Annotated in this window: 20 protein-coding genes and 1 tRNA gene; 12 read left to right on the plus strand and 9 right to left on the minus strand. The window is 67.8% G+C overall.

Going from position 1 to position 19,614, the window contains the following annotated elements; all coding sequences use genetic code 11:
- Positions 1-49 precede the first annotated feature (49 nt).
- The gene (locus BM162_RS07960) at positions 50-706 is read left to right on the plus strand and encodes a hypothetical protein (RefSeq protein WP_093420174.1); all 657 of its coding nucleotides are present in this window, start codon (positions 50-52) and stop codon (positions 704-706) included.
- A 3-nt stretch (positions 707-709) separates the two neighbouring features.
- Here the strand turns inward: BM162_RS07960 and BM162_RS07965 are convergent, their stop codons facing one another.
- The 5 genes from BM162_RS07965 to BM162_RS23220 are packed head-to-tail and all read right to left on the minus strand — an operon-like array spanning position 710 to position 4,963.
- Complete coding sequence (locus BM162_RS07965; protein ID WP_093420176.1) at positions 710-1,423, minus strand: gamma-glutamyl-gamma-aminobutyrate hydrolase family protein; 714 nt, start codon at positions 1,421-1,423, stop codon at positions 710-712.
- Positions 1,420-2,388 (minus strand): amidoligase family protein, encoded by a 969-nt coding sequence (locus BM162_RS07970; RefSeq protein ID WP_093420178.1) that lies wholly within the window; start codon positions 2,386-2,388, stop codon positions 1,420-1,422. The genes BM162_RS07965 and BM162_RS07970 overlap by 4 nt, the downstream gene beginning before the upstream one ends.
- 37 nt (positions 2,389-2,425) lie before the next feature.
- A complete protein-coding gene (locus BM162_RS07975; protein ID WP_093420180.1) occupies positions 2,426-4,153 on the minus strand; it encodes a sensor histidine kinase in 1,728 nt (575 codons plus the stop codon).
- Complete coding sequence (locus BM162_RS07980) at positions 4,153-4,710, minus strand: RNA polymerase sigma factor (protein WP_093420181.1); 558 nt, start codon at positions 4,708-4,710, stop codon at positions 4,153-4,155. Before BM162_RS07980 ends, BM162_RS07975 begins: the two co-directional genes overlap by 1 nt.
- Positions 4,700-4,963, minus strand: a complete 264-nt coding sequence (locus BM162_RS23220) for a NepR family anti-sigma factor (RefSeq protein ID WP_245759204.1) — start codon at positions 4,961-4,963, stop codon at positions 4,700-4,702. Before BM162_RS23220 ends, BM162_RS07980 begins: the two co-directional genes overlap by 11 nt.
- Before the next feature lie 5 nt (positions 4,964-4,968).
- Here BM162_RS23220 and BM162_RS07985 point away from each other — a divergent pair, with 5 nt between their 5' ends.
- Positions 4,969-5,787, plus strand: coding sequence for a response regulator (locus tag BM162_RS07985; RefSeq protein WP_439332823.1), 819 nt, complete (start codon positions 4,969-4,971; stop codon positions 5,785-5,787).
- A gap of 51 nt (positions 5,788-5,838) precedes the next feature.
- Here BM162_RS07985 and BM162_RS07990 read toward each other — a convergent pair whose 3' ends face one another.
- On the minus strand, positions 5,839-6,225 hold the full coding sequence (locus tag BM162_RS07990) for a hypothetical protein (RefSeq protein ID WP_093420184.1): 387 nt from the start codon (positions 6,223-6,225) through the stop codon (positions 5,839-5,841).
- Positions 6,226-6,313: 88 nt separating this feature from the next.
- Between BM162_RS07990 and BM162_RS07995 the strand changes: the two genes are divergently transcribed.
- The 8 genes from BM162_RS07995 (at position 6,314) to BM162_RS08030 (ending at position 15,852) form a co-directional block, all read left to right on the plus strand.
- Positions 6,314-7,042, plus strand: coding sequence for a Crp/Fnr family transcriptional regulator (locus BM162_RS07995; protein ID WP_093420186.1), 729 nt, complete (start codon positions 6,314-6,316; stop codon positions 7,040-7,042).
- 86 nt (positions 7,043-7,128) lie between these two features.
- The gene (gene rsfS / locus BM162_RS08000; RefSeq protein WP_177215097.1) at positions 7,129-7,566 is read left to right on the plus strand and encodes a ribosome silencing factor; all 438 of its coding nucleotides are present in this window, start codon (positions 7,129-7,131) and stop codon (positions 7,564-7,566) included.
- Complete coding sequence (gene rlmH, locus BM162_RS08005; RefSeq protein WP_093420188.1) at positions 7,567-8,037, plus strand: 23S rRNA (pseudouridine(1915)-N(3))-methyltransferase RlmH; 471 nt, start codon at positions 7,567-7,569, stop codon at positions 8,035-8,037.
- Between the two features lie 178 nt (positions 8,038-8,215).
- Positions 8,216-9,736, plus strand: coding sequence for a 2,3-bisphosphoglycerate-independent phosphoglycerate mutase (gpmI, locus tag BM162_RS08010; protein ID WP_093420190.1), 1,521 nt, complete (start codon positions 8,216-8,218; stop codon positions 9,734-9,736).
- Complete coding sequence (locus BM162_RS08015; RefSeq protein WP_093420192.1) at positions 9,733-10,857, plus strand: murein hydrolase activator EnvC family protein; 1,125 nt, start codon at positions 9,733-9,735, stop codon at positions 10,855-10,857. Before gpmI ends, BM162_RS08015 begins: the two co-directional genes overlap by 4 nt.
- A gap of 9 nt (positions 10,858-10,866) precedes the next feature.
- Positions 10,867-12,231 (plus strand): S41 family peptidase, encoded by a 1,365-nt coding sequence (locus BM162_RS08020; protein WP_093420194.1) that lies wholly within the window; start codon positions 10,867-10,869, stop codon positions 12,229-12,231.
- 52 nt (positions 12,232-12,283) lie between these two features.
- Positions 12,284-12,766, plus strand: a complete 483-nt coding sequence (locus BM162_RS08025; protein ID WP_093420196.1) for an RNA pyrophosphohydrolase — start codon at positions 12,284-12,286, stop codon at positions 12,764-12,766.
- Positions 12,767-12,855: 89 nt separating this feature from the next.
- A complete protein-coding gene (locus BM162_RS08030; RefSeq protein ID WP_093420198.1) occupies positions 12,856-15,852 on the plus strand; it encodes an error-prone DNA polymerase in 2,997 nt (998 codons plus the stop codon).
- A gap of 126 nt (positions 15,853-15,978) precedes the next feature.
- On the opposite strand, the gene BM162_RS08035 is transcribed toward BM162_RS08030, so the two are convergent.
- Together BM162_RS08035 and BM162_RS08040 are read right to left on the minus strand one after the other, a co-directional pair.
- Positions 15,979-16,054, minus strand: a tRNA-Ala gene (locus BM162_RS08035).
- Between the two features lie 94 nt (positions 16,055-16,148).
- The gene (locus BM162_RS08040; protein WP_093420200.1) at positions 16,149-16,478 is read right to left on the minus strand and encodes a TIGR02300 family protein; all 330 of its coding nucleotides are present in this window, start codon (positions 16,476-16,478) and stop codon (positions 16,149-16,151) included.
- 157 nt (positions 16,479-16,635) lie between these two features.
- Here BM162_RS08040 and BM162_RS08045 point away from each other — a divergent pair, with 157 nt between their 5' ends.
- Both BM162_RS08045 and BM162_RS08050 read left to right on the plus strand, forming a co-directional pair.
- The gene (locus BM162_RS08045; protein WP_093420202.1) at positions 16,636-17,325 is read left to right on the plus strand and encodes a M48 family metallopeptidase; all 690 of its coding nucleotides are present in this window, start codon (positions 16,636-16,638) and stop codon (positions 17,323-17,325) included.
- Positions 17,326-17,358: 33 nt separating this feature from the next.
- A complete protein-coding gene (locus BM162_RS08050) occupies positions 17,359-18,009 on the plus strand; it encodes a GntR family transcriptional regulator (protein WP_093420204.1) in 651 nt (216 codons plus the stop codon).
- Between the two features lie 167 nt (positions 18,010-18,176).
- Here BM162_RS08050 and lpdA read toward each other — a convergent pair whose 3' ends face one another.
- Entirely contained in the window at positions 18,177-19,565 is a 1,389-nt protein-coding gene (gene lpdA / locus BM162_RS08055; protein WP_093420206.1) for a dihydrolipoyl dehydrogenase, read from the minus strand.
- Positions 19,566-19,614 lie beyond the last annotated feature (49 nt).

Raw genomic sequence — 19,614 nt, forward strand, 5'->3', positions numbered from 1 at the left:
GCAGGAACCGCGCCGGCGGGCGCCGGGTTGATCCTGCCGGAGGGATGACATGACACACAAGCTGAGCGATCTTCTGAGCTATGGCGGCAAGGCCGACGGCGACACGTTCCCGGTGACGGCGCTGTTCCACGAACCGGCGACGCAAAAGCTACGCTACGTGGCGCTCGACATCGGTGGCTGGCTTCAGCGGAACGAAGTGCTGGTCGAGGCCGAGCGGATGGGCCAGGTCGACCCGTCGGCCAAGACGTGGAACGTGCGGCTGGCGAAGGACGAGCTGGAAGGCGCGCCGCACTGGGATCACGTCGATCCCGCCATGGCCTTCACCGCCTGGCCGCCGCTGATCGTTGGGCCGTTCGGGGGCACCTACTCGCCGCTTTTGATGCAGGCGCAGCTGGCGGCCGAAAGCCACGACGCCGAGCGCGAGAACCCGGAAGGCCTGCCCGAGGAGGCGCTGCGGGACGAGCAGGGGCGCATGCACCAGCTCGAGCAGACCGAGGACTGGCTGGGCCGCGAGGCGCGGACGCAGGACGACGGCTACCTCGGCCGCGTGCACGATGTTGAGTTCGACGACCCGCCACGCACCCTGCTGAACCTTCTGGTCGAGCGTGAGAGCGGCGCCATCGTCTCGGTCCCCGCGGCGAAGCTGCGCCGGGTGGACGAGCAGAACCGCGCCGTCTTCAACGGGACCGTCGCCGATTACGCCTAAGCCTCACTCGGCGGCCATGTCGACCGAGTGAAGTTGCCCGCGGTGTTCGCGCTGCGCGCGTGCCGCGGCAACGAGGGCGCGAAAGATCGCGCGCTGGCGGCGGGCATAGGGCAGGTGCTCGGGGTGCCACTGCACGCCGAGCGCAAAGGGCTCCACGTCGCGCTCGATCGCTTGGATCATGCCGCCGCCGTCCCTTGCCGCGACGCAAAGGCCCGACCCCAGCCGGTCGACCGCCTGACTGTGCAGGGCGTTCACCTTCATCGTCTCGGTGCCCGACAGGTGCGCCAGGCGGGTGCCTTCGCAGATCCGGACACGCTTCTTCGGAAGGATCGTCCAGTAGCGGTCGCTTGCGGTGTACACGCCGTACGCGTTCTCGTGCAGCGTACCGCCGAGCGCGACGTTCAGCATCTGCGCACCGCGGCAGATGCCCAGCACCGGCTTGCCCTCGGCGATGGCTTCCTCGACCAGGCGCCGCTCCATCGCGTCCCGGTCGGGGTCAAGCCGGGCGCTGGTGATGAACTCGCCGCCGTAGAGGTCGGGCGAGATATCGTCGCCGCCGCCGATGATGATCCCGTCCACGCCGCGCACGTCCGACGGCTTCCCGGCGACCCAGCGCACGCCGCGCGCGCCAGCCAACCACAGGTTCAAGTTCACCAGGGGAAAGATGCGCCACCCCGACCGGCGCGAGGTGGTGACAGCGATCAGCGGCTTCGTCATGCGATGCGGTGCTCCTTCATCCGCTCGGACAATAGAGCGTCGACCTCTTCCGCCCAGCTTCGGCCCATGGGCCGCGGCCGGGCCCGGCGCGCGCGCCAAGCCGCGGCCAGAGCGGCAAGAAGCTCGGCGTCGTCGCCCGTCCGCTCTATCATGCACCAGCGGTTCCACTCCTCTGCGACGGACCATGCCGGATCGTCGATGCGGCTGTCCGGCAGGCGGTAGTGAAAGGCCGGGCGTGGGTTCAATGCGTGGGCATCGCGCAGCCCGGCGACCACACGCGGCTCGTCAAGGTGGCGCAGCAGCGGCAGAAGATCTAGCCCCCGGTTCCGCGACGGCGTGTGGGTGAGATAGGCATCGATCAGGTCTCGGACGCTCCATCCGGCGGCTGCATCCTCGGCCAGAAGGTCCACGAAGGCGTGTGGCCAAGTGTGCACGAAGGGCAACGCCCGGCGCGAGACGTCGATCTCTGCCACCACCCTCAGCCAGTCCTCGAGCAGGCCATAGGCGCGGACCGTTGGCATGATGTCGCCGCCCGTTTCGCCGCGCACGGCGACGTTCAGGTGCACGCCGAAGCCCAGAAGGATGCCGTCGCGGGTGCCGGTTGCGCCGGCGTCGCGCAGCGCGGCGCACAGGCGGTCGATCTGCGGGATCTGCTGGGGCAGGATCGGCTCGGTCACGAATTCGACGGGCACGACGGCGCGGCTAAGATCCAGCCCCAGGCGCGCCAGGGCCGAGCCGCTCTGCTCGCGGTAGACGGTGTCTAGCATGACCTGAAGCTCGCCGAGCTCGGTGCCCTCGACCTTGAAGTCGTACTCGGCCACCCGCCGTGGTGTTCCGCCTAGTGTCGCGGCGGCGACCTGCGCCACCTCCGCTTCCGTCAGTCCGCCGCACTCGACCTCGATGCCCACGCGCCGGGGCGTACTGTCGACGGTCGCGACCTGGGGAAGCCGGTCGATTTCCGTCATGGGGCGGGATCCTCCCGGCGGCGACGACGGCTCGGTCTCACGCCGCGTCCTCGGCTTGCGAGAAATCGCTGGGCTGGAACCGGGCCGAGACGACGTAGGCGCCGTCCGAGGTATCGGATTGCAGCGTCGCGCCGAGCTGCATCGTGAATGCGGCCATGAGCTGCCCGCCCAGCCCAGTGGATTCGTTGTGCGCGTCCTTCAGGGGAGTGCCGGTGGAGTTGCTGACCCGCAGTTCCACCACGCCGTCAGTCAGCCTCCGAAACTGAAGCTTGATCCATGGACCGCCGTCGTCGGGGCGGCCAATGTACTTCATCGCGTTGGTCATGGCTTCGGTCAGCAGAAGCGCCAGCGGTACCGCTTGGTCGGGGTAAAGCGTCACCGGCTCAAGCTCGACGTCGAACTGGATGTCGGACCTCGACGAGATCACGCTGACCGACAGATGGTCCGCGATGTCCTTGAGCAGGCGGTCGGCGCTGACCTCGCTGAGCGCCGTCGCCTGGTACAGGCTGCGGTGGATCGCGGCGAGGCCCATGACCCGGTCCTGCAACCGGCGCAGGATGAAGCGCGTCTCGGGCGACTTCGACTTGCGGATCTGCATGTTGGTGATCGACGCGATGAGCTGAAGGTTGTTCTTCACCCGGTGATAGACCTCTTTCAGCAGCACGTCCTTCTCGTGCAGCGAATTCTGCAGGTCCGCTTCGTCCCGCACGATCTGCTCGGTCATCGACAGGAACGCCTCGGTCACCTCGCGCATCTCGGAGGGCATCCCGCGGAAGTTCGGCTCGGACATCAGGCGGCGCGTGGATGAGAATGCCCGGATGCGGCGGCGCAGGTCGCGGATGTACCGGATGACGAGCGTGTGCACCGCGAAATAGGCCACGCCGAGGCTGGCGAGCCACATCAGCAGCGGGAAGGCGATGGCGGTGCTCGCGTTCGCCAGCGCGATACCCGGACGCTCGGGCGGCCAGACCGCCATGATGTAGGCGCTGTCGTGCAAAAGCGGCGCCACCGTGTATATTCGCTCTTCGCCCGATGCATCGGTGCCGCGGAAGAACTTCGGCTCCGGCGTCGCGAGAAGTTCAAGCGCCCGGTTGGCGGGCAGCCGCTCGGTCGCAGTATCGAGGCCGACGTCCGAGGTCAGGACTTCGCCGCGCGCGTTGAACGTCAGGATGTCGCGGGGCGGCGAGCGCGAAAACAGGGTCGCCTCGACATCGAGCGCGGAGTGCAGCACCGAGATGGCAAGGAAACCGACGACCTCGCCATTCTCGAGGATCGGTTCGCGCACGACAACCACCGGCAGCCCGGTGATGCGACCCTTCGCGACGGAATTGACGTACTCACTCCCGGTTTCGGCGAACCTCTCGAACCCTTCTGTGCCGGCCAGCGTCTCGCCCACCCCTTGCGACCCGCAGATGACCTCGCCATCCATGGCCGCGACGCCTGCGAAGGCCACCGCCGGCGTCTCGGATACCAGCGCACGCATCATCTGCGAACACAGTTCCAGGTCCTCGGTCAGGGTGCCCGACAACGTGGCCAAGGCGCGGGCGGTCGTCAGCGTACCGGCGATCAGTTGCCGCTCGCTTGCCGCCGCGTCCAGCGTCTCACCGATCAAGGCCGAGCGCGTGCGCGCGTTGACCTCCTCGATCATGCGGTACGTCTGCGAGATCGCGATCAGGCCGAGCGGCAGCAGCGCCACGCCCAACATGAGGACGAGGCGAACGCCAAGCCGGTCGAACCAGCCGAGGCCGCGCTGGCCCGATGCCATCAGTGACTCGAAGGGCTGCCGGCCATGACGGATGCGTTCGTGGTATCCGATATGGTGGGATCCTCGTCGTCACCCAGGCTCAGCAACTCGGCCAGCCGCCGCCGACCACGATTGGCCCGGCTCTTGATGGTGCCGACCGCACAACCGCACATCATTGCCGCGTCCTCGTACGAAAAACCCTCGGCCCCAACCAGGATCAGCGCCTCGCGCTGTTCGTCGGGAAGCTGTTCGAACGCGGTGCGGAAGTCTTTCATCGCCAGCCGCCCGTCATGGGCGGGCCGTTCGGCCAAGGCCGCGGCCATTACGCCGTCGACATCCGCGACCTCGCGCTTCGCCTTGCGGCGGGACGAGTAGAAGGCATTGCGCTGGATGGTGAACAACCACGCGCGCAGGTTCGTGCCGGCCTGGAAAGACTCGATGTTCTTCCAGGCCTTTTCGATCGTGTCCTGCACAAGATCGTCGGCCGCGGCAGAGTTGCGGGTCAAACTCATCGCGAAGGCACGCAGCGCAGGAAGATGCTCCACGAGTTCGTCCCGCGGATGCTTATCACTTTGCATTCTGTTTTTCCTGCTCCTTCAGACGCTCCAGAAGCTGCTTGAAGCGGTCGGGAACGTCCTCCTCCGCCATCTCGCGATAGACATGACGCAAACTTTCGTCGATCTGCCTTGTGACATTCGACGTATCATTCTTGTTACCCATAAGACGGCATGCTTTCCCTTGTTTTGCCACCGAAAGCGGGAACCAACGCGCCGGGTGAGCGTTCGGTTCCTGCAAAGCATGAGACTTTTGGGGAATAACCGTCAATGCCATCGGAAATGACGAGTGCCGATCTGTCGGCCCGGATCGCGAGTGAACTTCCTTACCTGCGCCGCTATGCAAGGGCTCTGACCGGCAACCAGACGACCGGGGACAACTACGCCGCAGCCACGCTCGAGGCAATCCTGCAGGATCGCAGTATCTTCGACGCGAGCGCGACGCCGAAGGTGGCGCTATTCCGCGCCTTCCACATGATCTGGTCTACCGCCGGCGCGCCGGCAGGCGTGTCGGACGACACCGACGTGGCGCCGCTGGAGGCGCGGGCGCGGGATCACATGGCCAACCTGACCAAGAACACGCGCGAGGCGCTGTTGCTGCACACGGTCGAGGGCTTCGGCTACGACGACATCGCCACGATCATGAACATCGACACCAGCGAGGCGTCGAAGCTGGTCGATATCGCGGTGGACGAGATGCAGCGTTCGATGGCCGGCCGCGTGATGATCATCGAGGACGAGGCGATCATCGCGATGGATATCCACTCCATCGTCTCCGAAATGGGGCACGAGATCATCGGCGTCGCCCGCACGCGCAGTGCGGCGGTCGAAATGGGCAGCGCCTCGCGCCCCGACCTGATCCTCGCCGACATTCAGCTGGCCGACAACTCGTCGGGCATCGATGCGGTGAACGACCTGCTGCGGCAGTTCGGGGACATCCCGGTGATCTTCATCACGGCCTTCCCGGAGCGCCTGCTGACCGGTGAGCGGCCGGAGCCGGCCTTCCTGATCTCCAAGCCCTACAGCGAAGAGCAGGTGCGGTCGGCCGTCAGTCAGGCGATGTTCTTCGCCAGCACCGAAACGCTGAAGTCCCCCGCCTGAGGCGGGCGGCCCTGCGGGCGGCGGCCACGGCCGCGCCCGCCAAAGCGGCGCTTAGCCAGCGGGCTGCGGTCCGTCGACCACCAGTCCGTTCAGCGCGGCGGCGACGGATTCGGTGACGAACGGCAGGTTCAGCAGCGCCGTCTTGCCGAAGCGCACATCAGCATTCTCGATCAGCACCACCTGTGCCGCGTGGCCGCGCAGCCCGCGGATCAGCGCGTCCGGCTCGGGGTCGTCCCGGCGGACGTGGATGAACGCCACGTCCAGCCCCGGCGTCATGGCGACGTGATCCTCGGCGGAGCGATACGTGCCGCAGACGAAGACCTCTGCCTCTGGGTCGACCTCGCGAATCGCTTCCAGCAGGTCCGACGCCACGACGGCGTTCTTCTCGAGTATCAAGTAGCGCCCGCTTGAGAAAACGAGGCTATCCTTCGCGGCCATGCCTGCTCCTGTCGATGTTCGTGAAGCGCGCAGTCTGGAACGAAAGATCGAAGGCGGCATTAAACTGTGACATAGACGCAGGGAAATCATGGCAACGAAGTGCAAGGATTGTCCGCTGCGGGCCCTGTCGTGCTTTCAGGACTTTACGCAGGACGAACTGGCCTTCATGCAGCGGTTCAAGACCGGCGAGCTGACGGTAGAGGCCGGCACGCAGCTGATGATGGAGGGGTCGAGCAGCCCGCAGCTTTTTACCGCCCTGCGGGGCATGGGCGTGCGTTACAAGACGCTCGTCCATGGCCGGAGGCAGGTGGTCAACTTCATCCTGCCGGGGGACTTCATCGGCCTGCAGGCCGGGCTCATGGACGAGATGCGGCATTCCGTCGAAGCGACGACGCGCATGACGCTGTGCGTTTTCAATCGTTCCGACCTCTGGACGATGTTCAAGCACCAGCCGCGTCGGGCCTACGACCTGACGTGGCTCGCCGCCACGGAAGAGGGCTTCCTGGGCGAGGCGCTGGCGACCGTCGGCCAGCGCACGGCGATCGAGCGCATCGCATGGGCACTGGTGCGCATCTTCAGCCGGGGCGAGGCGCTGGGCCTGGTGCGCGACCGCATGATGCCGTTGCCCTATCGTCAGCAGGATCTGGCCGACGCGCTTGGCCTGTCGCTCGTGCACACCAACAAGACCTTGGCGAAGCTGCGTGAGCGGCAACTGGTGGGCTGGCAGGGCGGGACGCTGCGCATCAACGACCTCGATGCGCTCGCGGCGCTGGCGGGTGGTGCTGACACGACGCCGGAGAAGCGGCCGCTGATATGACGCGCTGCACGCGCGGTCATTGAGAAGTGGCCTATGCGTTGCTATCTTGTGAACAGGTCCGGCGCCGGGGCCGTCTGCGGCGCGCCATGAAGGAGGACGATGTCCTGTCTCTCAACCAAGACGCGGCCGTTCGCGTGGCCGCATCCGACAAGGCCATGAAGGCCGTGTCCGAAACGCTGACGAGCGAACAGCTGCTTCAGCACATCCTCACATCCCTCGAAGACGACAAGGCCGAAGACGTGGTCAAGGTCGACCTGCGCGGCAAGTCCGAGATGGCCGATTACATGGTCATCGCCTCGGGCCGCTCCTCGCGCCAAGTGGCGTCGATCTCGGAGAAGCTGGTCGACCGGCTCAAGCAGGAGCATGGCCGCCAGTGCAAGGTCGAGGGCAAGGACGCCGGCGACTGGGTGCTGATCGACACGGGCGACGTGATCGTCCACGTGTTCCGCCCGGAAGTGCGCGAGTTCTACCAGCTCGAGAAGATGTGGCTCAGCCCGTCGGAGCAGGCCGCGGCCCGCGTCTGAATGCGGCTGCATATCTGTGCGGTGGGCCGGCTGAAAACCGGCCCCGAACGCACGATGGTCGACGACTACCTGACCCGTTTCGACAAGACCGGGCGGCAACTATCCCTCGGCCCCGCCAGGGTGACCGAGGTCGAGGATCGCAAGGGCGGCGGCATGTCCGCCGAAGCCGCGCTGCTGTCCCGCGCCGTGCCGGACGGCGCCCTCACCTGCATCATGGACGAACGCGGCCGGCGGATGCCGTCGCCGGACTTCGCGCAGCAGCTCGCCACGTGGCGCGACCAGGGGCGACAGGACGTGGCCTTCCTGATCGGAGGGGCCGACGGGCTGGATTCGTCGCTGCGCGAAAGCGCCGACTTTGCATTGTCCTTCGGCGACATGGTCTGGCCCCACATGCTGGTCCGCGTGATGCTGGCCGAGCAGCTTTACCGCGCCGCCTCGATCCTGGCCGGGACGCCCTACCACCGGGCGTGAGAACCCGGACGCGCCTGCGGCGCGACGCCTTCAGTGGCGCCGGGCCCGGGCCCGGCGCGGTGCCTCCGGCGGGGATATTTCAGGACCGAAGATGGACCGCACGCTGTTTTCGGCCGGAGAGTGTTTCTCCTGACCCGCGGCGGGTCTAGAAGGGGGCAGTCGCGAAAGGAGTGACCCGATGAGCGCACCGAAACCCGTCGTCCTGTGCATCCTCGATGGCTGGGGCAAGCGCGAGGACACCACCGCCAACGCGCCGGCTCTGGCAGACACGCCGAACTTCGACCGGCTGTTGGCCACGTGCCCGACCGCGCAGCTGACCACTCATGGGCCCGACGTGGGCCTGCCGACCGGCCAGATGGGCAATTCCGAGGTCGGGCACACCAATATCGGCGCGGGGCGGATCGTGGCGATGGACCTGGGCCAGATCGACCTGGCGATCGAGGACGGAAGCTTCTTCGAGAACGCGGCGCTGAAGGACTTCATCGCGACGGTGAAGGACGCAAACGGGACGGCGCACCTGATGGGCGTTGCTTCGGACGGGGGCGTGCACGGGCATATCGATCACATCATCGCGGCGGCGAAGACGATCACGGAGGCGGGCGTGCCGGTGGCGGTGCACGCGATCACCGACGGGCGCGACGTGGCGCCGAAGTCTGCCGACGGTTTCTTGGCAGACCTAGTGAAACGGCTGCCCGAGGGGGCGCGCGTCGTCACGGTGATCGGGCGCTACTATGCCATGGATCGCGATAATCGCTGGGAGCGGGTCGAAAGCGCCTATGACGCCATGATCTGCGGCAAGGGCCGTACCGCGCCAGACGCGGAGGCGGCGGTGCTGGCCTCCTACGACGAGGGGAAGACCGACGAGTTCATCCCCGCCACCGTGCTCGAGGGGTACGGGGGCGCGAAGGACGGCGACGGATTCTTCTGCCTCAACTTCCGCGCCGACCGTGCACGGGAGATCCTGCGCGCCGTAGGCGAGCCGGGCTTTTCCTCCTTCGATCCGGGCGAGCGGCCGACATTTTCGGCGCTTCTGGGGATGGTCGAGTACTCGACCGAGCACAACGCCTTCATGGCGACGGTCTTTCCGAAGCGGAAGATCGTGAACACGCTGGGCGAATGGGTGGCGAAGCAGAAGCTGCGGCAGTTCCGCCTGGCCGAGACCGAGAAGTACCCGCACGTGACCTTCTTCCTGAACGGCGGGAAGGAGACCCCGGAGGAGGGGGAGGACCGGTACATGCCGAAATCTCCCGCCGTCGCGACCTATGACATGCAGCCCGAGATGTCGGCGCCCGAGGTGACTGAGAAGTTCGTCGAGGCGATCCGCGACCGCTATGACCTGATCGTGGTGAACTATGCCAACCCGGACATGGTCGGCCATACCGGCGACCTGCAGGCCGCCATGCGCGCCTGCGAAGCGGTTGACCAGGGGCTGGGCGCGGCGCTGAAGGCGCTCGACGAGGTGGGCGGCGCGATGATCGTCACCGCCGACCACGGCAACTGCGAGATGATGGTCGACCCCGACACCGGCGGCCCGCACACCGCGCACACGCTGAATCCCGTGCCCGTCATCGTCGTGGGCGGGCCGAACGGCGCATCGCTGCGCGACGGGCGGCTCGCCGACCTGGCGCCGACGCTGCTGGACCTGATGCAAATCGAGACGCCCGAGGAAATGACCGGCGAGAGCCTGATCGTGAGATGAGGCTGGCGGCGCTCCTCCTCTGCCTCGCGCTTCCCGTCGCGGCGCAGTCGGCCGCCGCGCCGGATGACATGGCGCGGCGCGCGGCGGCGCAGTTGCAGCAGGCCGCGGCGGGGTTGGAGCGGGCAGGCAGCGCCCGCGACCGGGTGGCGGCGCTGACGCGCACGATACGTGCCTACGAGGCGGGGCTCGCCGCCATGCGTGAGGGACTGCGCCGGGCGAGCGCACGCGAACGGACGATCCGCGAGTCGTTCGAGGTCGAGCGCCTGCGGCTGGAGCAGCTGATTGGGGCGCTGCAAAGCATGCACTCCTCGCCCGAGGCGTTGCTGCTGCTTCACCCCTCGGGTGCGCTGGGAACCGCGCGGTCGGGCATGGTTCTGAGCGACGTGACGCCTGCGCTGCACGCCGAGGTCGAGGAGCTGCGCGCGAGGCTGGAGGAGTTGGCGACGCTGCGCGCGCTTCAGGACGGCGCGGCGCAGACACTGGAAGAGGCACTGCGCGGCGTGCAGGAGGCACGCACCCGGCTGAGCCAGGCGATCTCGGACCGGACCGAACTGCCGCGCCGCGTGACCGAGGACCCGGCCCAGATGCGCCGGCTGATCGAGAGCGCTGACACGCTGGAAGGGTTCGCGACCAGCCTCGCCTCGCTGCCCGCCGATCCAGCCGCGCCCGACCTGCCGGATTTCGCCGCGGCGAAGGGCGACCTGGAGCTTCCGGTTCGCGGAACCGTCCGCCGGGGCTTCCGCGAGCCCGACGCCGCCGGTATCCGCCGTCCGGGCCTGCTGGTTGAGACGGCGCCCGGCGCGGTGGTGACCACGCCCTGGCCGGCCACGATCCGCTATCTCGGGCCGCTGCTCGACTACGGAAACGTGATGATCCTTGAGCCTTCGGGCGGATATCTCCTCGTGTTCGCGGGACTAGATCAGGTCTATGGTCGCGCCGGAGACGTGCTGCCGGCGGGCAGCCCCATCGGGCTGATGCCGGGCGCGGACCGCGCGCCGGCGATCCCCGCCGCCGCGACAGAGCCCGGTGGTCAAGCGCCCGACGAGACGCTTTACTTGGAGCTGAGAGAGGGCGACGCGCCCGTGGACCCGAGGCAGTGGTTCAGACTGGATGAGGACTAGGACAACCAGATGAAGAAATTCGTGATGGCCGCCCTCGGCGGCACCCTGGCCGGCGCCGTGTTGACCACCCAGGTGGCGGGGCCTCTGATCGCCCAGGAGAACGCGGGCAAGGCCAGCGTCTACGAGCAGCTCGACCTGTTCGGCGATATCTTCGAGCGCATCCGCGCGCAGTACGTCGAAGAGGTGGACGAGGGCGAACTGATCGAAGCCGCGATCGACGGCATGCTCACCTCGCTCGACCCGCACTCGAGCTACCTGAGCCCCGACGACGCCGAGGACATGCGCGTGCAGACCCGCGGCGAGTTCGGGGGCCTGGGCATCGAGGTGACGCAGGAAGAGGGCTTCGTGAAGGTCGTCTCTCCGATCGACGGCACGCCGGCCGACGCCGCGGGCATCGAGGCGGGGGACTTCATCACCCACGTCGACGGGGAGTCGGTGCTGGGCCTGACGCTGGACGAGGCGGTCGAGCTGATGCGCGGCCCGGTGGGCAGCGAGATCCTGGTGACCGTCGTGCGCGAAGGACGCGACGAGCCGTTCGACGTTTCGATCATCCGCGACACGATCACCCTGACCGCCGTGCGCGCCCGGACCGAGGGCGAGACGGTTGTGCTGCGCGTCACGACTTTCAACGACCAGACGTTCCCGAACCTCGAGGAAGGGCTGGCCGAGCAGGTCGAGGCCGCGGGCGGCATCGACAACGTCAACGGCTTCGTGCTGGACCTGCGCAACAACCCTGGCGGCCTGCTGACGCAGGCGATCAAGGTGTCCGATGCCTTCCTCGAGTCGGGCGAGATCGTCTCGACCCGCGGGCGCGATTCGGCCGACAGCGATCGCTACAATGCCACGACGGGTGATCTGGCCGAGGGCAAGCCAATGGTCGTGCTGATCAACGGCGGCTCGGCCTCGGCGTCCGAAATCGTCGCCGGCGCGCTTCAGGACCACCGCCGCGCCATCGTCGTGGGCACCAAGAGTTTCGGCAAGGGTTCGGTCCAGACGGTGATGCCGCTGCGGGGCGAGGGCGCCATGCGGCTGACCACGGCGCGCTACTACACGCCGTCGGGACGCTCGATCCAGGCACTCGGCGTGTCGCCCGACATCGTGGTGCAGCAGCCGCCGCGCGGCGAAGAGGTCGCCGAGGAAGAAGAGAGTGGCAACCGGCCTCTCCGCTCCGAGGCCGACCTGCGCGGCGCGCTCGACAACGACTCGATGAGCGAGGACGAGCAGCGCATTATCGAGGAAGAACGCGCTGCCGCCGAGAAGGCCGCCGAGCTGCGCGAAGAGGATTACCAGTTGGCCTATGCCATTGACATCCTCAAGGGCCTGACTGCCCTCGGGCCGGCACAGCTGGCCGAGCAGCGCGCCGCCGCCGATTAGGACGTATGGGCCGCTCCTTCGGGGGCGGCCCTTTTCCATTCCAGGGATACTCATGACACCGGACGAGATCGCCCTTCTTCCGTACCGCCCCTGCGTCGGCGTGATGCTGATCAACGAGTCGGGGCATGTCTTCGTGGGACAGCGCGTCGATCGGGACGAAGACGCTTGGCAGATGCCGCAGGGCGGGATCGACCCGGGCGAGGACCCGCGTGAGGCGGCACTGCGCGAGCTGGAGGAGGAGACAGGGATCCCTCGAGGCCTCGTGACGGTGGAGGACGAGACGCGGGAATGGTTGCCCTACGACTTGCCGCACCATCTGGTGCCGAAGGTGTGGAAGGGGAAGTTTCGGGGCCAGCAGCAGCTCTGGTTCCTGCTGCGCTTTCACGGGCGGGACGCCGACGTGCGGATCGCCACGGCGCATCCCGAGTTTTCGGAGTGGCGCTGGCTGCCGCCCGAAGATCTTCTGGACAGCATCGTGCCCTTCAAGCGCGAGGTATATGCCCACGTGCTGGACGCCTTCCGCGAGCGGCTGTGACCGGCGCGATAATCGCGGCCTGACGTCGGGCGGCGGTAGGTACGAATCGACTCCACGTGAGAACATAAGGTGAATATACTGCGCCCGTCATGGCCGCAGAACTTTCCATCACCTCGAATTTCACCTTCCTCACCGGCGGGTCGCATCCCGAAGAATACGTGGACCGGGCCGCCGCGGTCGGCCTCACCGCGCTGGCCATCGCCGACGAGAACACCGTCGCGGGAATCGTCCGGGCGCATGCGCAGGTGAAGGAGATCGCGCGCGAGGTTCGGATGCGGTGTGCCGCAGACGCCGACCCGATCGGCCCGCCCGCGCCGCCACACCTGCCCGAGCCGCCGCGCGCGCCCATCTATACCGTGCCCCGCCTGCTGCCCGCCGCGCGCATCGTTCCCCGCGACGGCCCGGCCGTCACCATGATCCCACGCGACCGCGCCGCCTGGGGTCGGCTCTGCCGCCTGCTGACGCTGGGCCGGACAAGGGCCGAGAAGGGGAGCTGCGAGCTGTCCTTCGCCGACCTGCTGGAATGGGGGGAGGGTGCGGAACTGCTGCTCCACCCCGGCGTGCGGAAACGCTGGCGGAAACAGGCGGCGCGGCTCGCCCGGCGCTTCCCCGGCCAGGTCTCTCTCCTGCTCGCGCCGCGCTACGACGGGCAGGACCGGGCGCGGTTCGATCATCTGGCGCGCGTGGCCGAGGGGCTGGGTCTGCCCACCGTCGCCTCGGCCGCGCCGATGATGCACCACGGCGCGCGGCGCAAGCTGACCGACGTGCTGACGGCGATCCGAACCGGCTGCCGGGTGGACGACCTGGGCCGCGCCGCGCTCGCCAACGCCGAACAGCGCCTGCGTAGCCCGGCGGAACTGGCGCGCCTGTTCCGCGGCCACGAGGACGCACTCGCCCGCACCGAGGAAATCGCCGCCCGCTGCCCCTTCTCGCTGGACGAGCTGCGCTACGAATACCCCTCCGAGATCGCCGAGGGCGAGACGGCGAGCGAGCGGCTGTCGCGCCTCGCCCATGCCGGGCTGAAGTGGCGCTATCCTTCCGGCGCGCCGCAGAAGGTGCGCGACCTGCTGCGCCACGAGCTCGACCTGATCGCCAAGCTGAAGTACGAGCCCTACTTCCTGACCGTCAACGACATCGTCACCTTCGCCCGGTCCCGCAACATCCTCTGCCAGGGGCGGGGGTCGGCCGCGAACTCGGTGGTCTGCTACTGCCTCGGCGTGACCAGCGTCTCGCCCGAGATCGGGACGATGGTGTTCGAACGCTTCGTCTCGGAAGCCCGCGACGAGCCGCCCGACATCGACGTGGATTTCGAGCACGAGCGGCGCGAGGAGGTGATCCAGCACATCTACGAACGCTACGGCCGCCACCGCGCCGGGCTTTGCGCCACGGTCATCCACTACCGCGGCAAGCGCGCCATCCGCGAGGTCGGCCGCGCCATGGGGCTGACCGACGACACCGTGGCGGCGCTGTCCTCGCAGCTCTGGGGGTTCTTCGGGACCAACGGGCTGGAAGTGCACCGCATGGCCGAGATCGGGCTCGACCCGAACGACCGCCGGCTGGCCCAGACGATGGAGCTGATCTACGAGATCGTGGGCTTCCCCCGCCACCTGTCCCAGCACGTCGGTGGCTTCGTCATCACCGAGGGCCGGCTGGACGAACTGGTCCCGGTCGAAAACGCGACGATGGAGGACCGGACCGTCATCTGCTGGGACAAGGACGACATCGACGCGCTCGGCATCCTCAAGGTCGACGTGCTGGCTCTGGGGATGCTGACCTGCATCCGCAAGGCCTTCGACCTGATCGCGCGGCACCACCGCATTGACTACGACCTCGCCACCCTGCCGCCCGAGGACCCGGCGGTCTATGACATGCTGTGCGAGGCGGATTCCCTGGGCGTCTTCCAGGTCGAGAGCCGGGCGCAGATGAACTTCCTGCCCCGAATGCGTCCGCGCTGCTTCTACGACCTCGTCATCGAGGTGGCGATCATCCGCCCCGGCCCGATCCAGGGCGACATGGTCCACCCCTACCTGCGCCGCCGCAACCAGGAGGAAGAGGTCGCCTTCCCCTCGGACGAACTGGGCCAGGTGCTGGGCAAGACGCTGGGCGTGCCGCTGTTCCAGGAGCAGGCGATGCAGATCGCCATCCTCGGCGCAGGCTTCACCCCGGACGAGGCCGACCGCCTGCGCCGGGCGCTCGCCACCTTCAAGAAGCACGGCAACGTCAGCGAGTTCCGCGAGCGTTTCCTGCGCGGCATGGCCCGGAACGGCTATGACCGTGACTTCGCCGAACGCTGCTTTTCCCAGATCGAGGGCTTCGGCTCCTACGGCTTCCCCGAATCCCACGCGGCGAGCTTCGCGTTGCTGGTCTATGCCTCGGCCTGGCTCAAGCGGCAGCACCCCGGCATCTTCGCCTGCGCGCTGCTGAATGCGCAGCCCATGGGATTCTACGCCCCCGCCCAGATCGTCCGCGACGCGCGCGAGCACGGGGTCACGGTGCTGCCGGTCTGCATCAACAAGAGCTTCTGGGACAACGTGATGGAGCCCGACGGGCAGGGTAACCTCTGCCTCCGCCTGGGCTTCCGCCAGATCAAGGCGATGCGCGAGGAAGAGGCGACCTGGATCGCCGCCGCCCGCGGCAACGGCTATCAGGCGCTCCAGGACGTCTGGCGCCGGGCGGGTGTCGCGCCCCGCACCCTGCGGATACTGGCCGAGGCCGACGCCTTTGCCTCCATCGGCCTGAGCCGCCGCGACGCAATCTGGGAAGCGCGGGCACTGGGCTCTGACAAGCCCCTGCCGCTCTTCGCCGGGGATCTGGACGGGGAGGGGATCGTCGAGCCCGCCGCCCATCTGCCGCCGATGAGCGAGGGCGAGCAGGTGGTCGAGGATTATGTCGCCATGCGCCTGACCCTGCGCGCTCACCCCATCGCCTTCCTGCGCCATCGCCTGACGCCCGGGGCGGCGCCGCTTGAGCCGCCGAATGCCGAGACGCCCTTCGGCCGCAGTTTCGCAGACGCCACAGGTCTCACCCGGGCCGACGCCTGGGACAGTGGAGAGAGCGGGATGAAGTGCGTGACCTCGCGCCACTAAGCAGCCGGCGGCGGATCAGCGCGCCACTTGGATCAACACGACACGGCATCCGGTCGGGTGGACGCAGGATGTCCGCGGATACCGCTAAGGTGCGATAGTGGCTTGATCGATTTGTTTGGTGAGATTTGGTGGAGCCTAGGGGAGTCGAACCCCTGACCTCTTGCATGCCATGCAAGCGCTCTCCCAACTGAGCTAAGGCCCCATCCGGGTCCGGCGGTGCGCCGCCGTTGCCCGCGTGTCTCTATGAGAGGAGCGGGGAGGGCGCAAGAGAAAAATGCGCCCCTCCCGAAAATCTTTCAGCTTTCGTCTTCGTCGGACGAAACGTCCGCGATGTCGTCGAGCGACACGTTGTCGTCGTCGTCGTCCTCGAGCACGTCGTCGCCCAGATCGACGTCGGAGGATTCCTCGTCGTCTTCCAAGACCACGTCATCCTCTTCGATGTCGGCCTTCTTCTTGGTCGGCTTGTCGGCCTTGTCGGCCAGCATCGTCGCCCGGCTGGCCTTGCCGGTGTCGAGGTTGACGATCTCGCCCGTATAGGGGCTGACGATCGGGTTCTTGTTCAGGTCATAGAACCGCTTGCCGGTGGTCGGGCAGACCCGCTTGGTGCCCCATTCTTCTTTGGGCATGGCGTACCCCTTGTCCGTTTCAGGTTGTCGCTGAGTCGACGCCGAGTGCCACAGCGGAAAGGACGAGTCAAAGCCTTTCGACCCCTATCCCGCGCTGGCAGCGCCGGTGCGTTCGGCGTTACTCTGCGGTCGGGCAGACACCGGACGAGACAGGCATATGGGGCAGGCGACGCTTCCCGGCAACCCGCCGATCGAGATTGTCATGCGCCGCTCGACGCGGGCGCGGCGGATCAGCTTGCGCGTCTCGGGCTTGGACGGCCGCGTGACGCTGACGCTGCCGCGGCGGACGAAGGAGGCCGATGCGCTGGCCTTCGCCCGCGAGAAGGAGGCGTGGCTACGCGCGGCGCTGGACCGGCGACCCGAGGAGGCGCGGCCGCTTCCCGGGGTGGCCCTGCCGGTGGAGGGGCGCGAACGCCTGATCACCGCTGGGCCGGTGCGCGCGGCGCGGATCGAGGAGGCGCGGATCGTCGTGCCTGAAGGGCGGCCCTGCGGCCCCCGCGTGGCGGCGGCGCTGAAGCTTCTGGCGCGCGAGCGGCTGGCTGAGGCGGTGGGGCGTCATGCAGCGGCCGTCGGCCGCCCGCACGGGCGGATCACGCTGCGCGACACGCGTTCGCGCTGGGGGTCGTGCAATTCGCGCGGCGACCTGATGTTCTCGTGGCGGCTGATCCTCGCGCCGGCCGAGGTGCTGGACTACGTCGCCGCGCACGAGGTCGCGCACCTGGCGCACATGGATCACTCGCCCCGTTTCTGGGCGGCGGTTGCCCGGCTGATGCCGGACTTCGAGGCACCAAGGCTCTGGCTGCGGCAGAACGGCGGCGAACTGCATCGCTGGCGCTTCACCGATTGACCCCGTCGTCGGGTCAGGCGCATTCTGCGGCCCATGCTGATGCAGACGCGTCCTCCCGATACGGCCCCGGCCGCCCATGACCGCGTGTACCGCGCCCTGCGCGGGCAGATCATGCACGGGGAAATCCCGCCGGGCGAGGCGCTGACCCTGCGCGGCATCGGCAAGCAATTCGACGTGTCGATGACCCCCGCGCGGGAGGCCGTGCGCCGGCTGGTGGCGGAGGGGGCGCTGACGCTGTCGGCCTCGGGCCGGGTGGCCACGCCGGAGCTGTCCAACGACCGGATCGAGGAACTTGCTGCCCTGCGCGCATTGATCGAGGTCGAACTGTCCTCGCGCGCACTCCCTCGGGCCCACCTGGCGCTAATCGACCGGCTGCAGGCGATCAACGGCACCATCGCCGAGGTTATCGCGAAGCGTGACGCGGTGGGCTACATCCGCGCGAACCTCGAGTTCCATCGCACGCTTTACCTCCGGGCGCAGGCCCCGGCGATGTTGGCGATGGCGGAAACGGTGTGGCTCCAACTGGGGCCCACGATGCGCAAGCTCTATGGCCGGCTGAACCGCACGGAGGTGCCGTCGAACCACAGGCTCATCGTTGCCGCGCTGAGGGCGGGGGATGAGCCGGGCCTGCGGCTGGCAGTGCGGACCGACGTGACGCAGGGCCTGAAGATGCTCGTGGTCTGAGCCGGAGCGGCAGAGCTTCGCCACATCCCGCTTTGGTGACCACAGTCGGCAGGCGTTGCCGTCAGCAGTTCAAGCGAGGCTTCAGCCGTGGTGCTGGTTCTCGGGCGGAGCCGTCACTACGCGGACACGGAAACGGCCTGCCCAAGGGCGGGCAGGCCGAAGATCTCTCAGGAGTGAATCGGGCCGTCGCCACAGGCCAGCGCAGCCTCGCGCACCGCTTCCGAGTAGGTCGGGTGCGCGTGGCAGGTCAGGGCGAGGTCCTGCGCGGCCGCCCCGAACTCCATCGCGACGCAGATCTCGTGGATCAGGTCGCCGGCCATCGGTCCGATGATGTGCGCGCCGAGGATGCGGTCGGTGTCCTTGTCGGCGATGATCTTCACGAAGCCGTCGGCGGCAAAGTTCGCCTTGGCCCGGCCGTTGCCCATGAACGAGAACTTGCCGACCTTGTAGGCGCGGCCCTGCTCCTTCAGCACCTCTTCGGTCGCACCGACCGCGGCGACCTCGGGGTGGGTATAGATGACGCTGGGGATCACGTTGTAGTTCACGTGGCCCGCCTTGCCGGCGATGGTCTCGGCCACCGCCATGCCCTCGTCCTCGGCCTTGTGGGCGAGCATCGGCCCGGTGATGGCGTCGCCGATGGCATGAACGCCCTTCACGTTGGTGGCCCAATGGCCGTCGGTCTTCACCTGCCCGCGGCCGGTCATCTCGACCCCCAGCTCGGCCAGGCCCAGCCCGTCGGTGAAGGGGCGGCGGCCGGTGGCCAGCAGCACGGCGTCGGCGTCGAGCACGTGCTCGCTGTCGTCCTTGCGCAGCTTGTAGGTGACCTTGGCCTTGCCGCCCTTGACCTCGGTGCCCTGCACGGCGGCGCCCATCACGAAGTCCATCCCCTGCTTCTTGAGCAGGCGCTGGAACTGCTTTTGCACCTCGCCGTCCATGCCGGGGGTGACGTGGTCGAGGAACTCGACGACCGTCACCTCGGCCCCGAGGCGGGAATAGACCGATCCCATTTCGAGCCCGATGACTCCCGCGCCGATCACGACCATCTTCTTGGGGATCTTGTTGAGCGACAGCGCACCGGTCGAGCTGACGACGACCTTCTCGTCGACCTCGACACCCTTGAGCGGCGACACCTCGGAGCCCGAGGCGATCACGATGTTCTTCGCCTCGTGCACCTCGTCGCCGACCTTGACCTTGCCGGCCTCGGGAATCGAGCCCCAGCCCTTGAGCCAGTCGACCTTGTTCTTCTTGAACAGGAACTCGATGCCCTTGGTGTTCTGGGCGATCACGTCGTCCTTGTAGGCTTGCATCTTCGCCCAATCGACCGAGGGGCTTTTGCCCTTCAGGCCCATCTTCGCGAAGTTGTGCTCTGCCTCGTGCAGCTGGTGCGTGGCGTGGAGCAGCGCCTTGGACGGGATGCAGCCCACGTTCAGGCAGGTGCCGCCGAGCGTTTCACGGCCCTCGACGCAGGCGGTCTTGAGGCCAAGCTGCGCACAGCGGATGGCGCAGACATAGCCGCCGGGGCCGCTGCCGATTACGATCACGTCATAGCTTGCCATGGGGTCTCCCTTCGAGGTCACAAAGCGGGCGCCGGGGCGCGTCGCGGGC

It is taken from the genome of Tranquillimonas alkanivorans, assembly GCF_900115595.1.
Lineage (GTDB): Bacteria > Pseudomonadota > Alphaproteobacteria > Rhodobacterales > Rhodobacteraceae > Tranquillimonas > Tranquillimonas alkanivorans.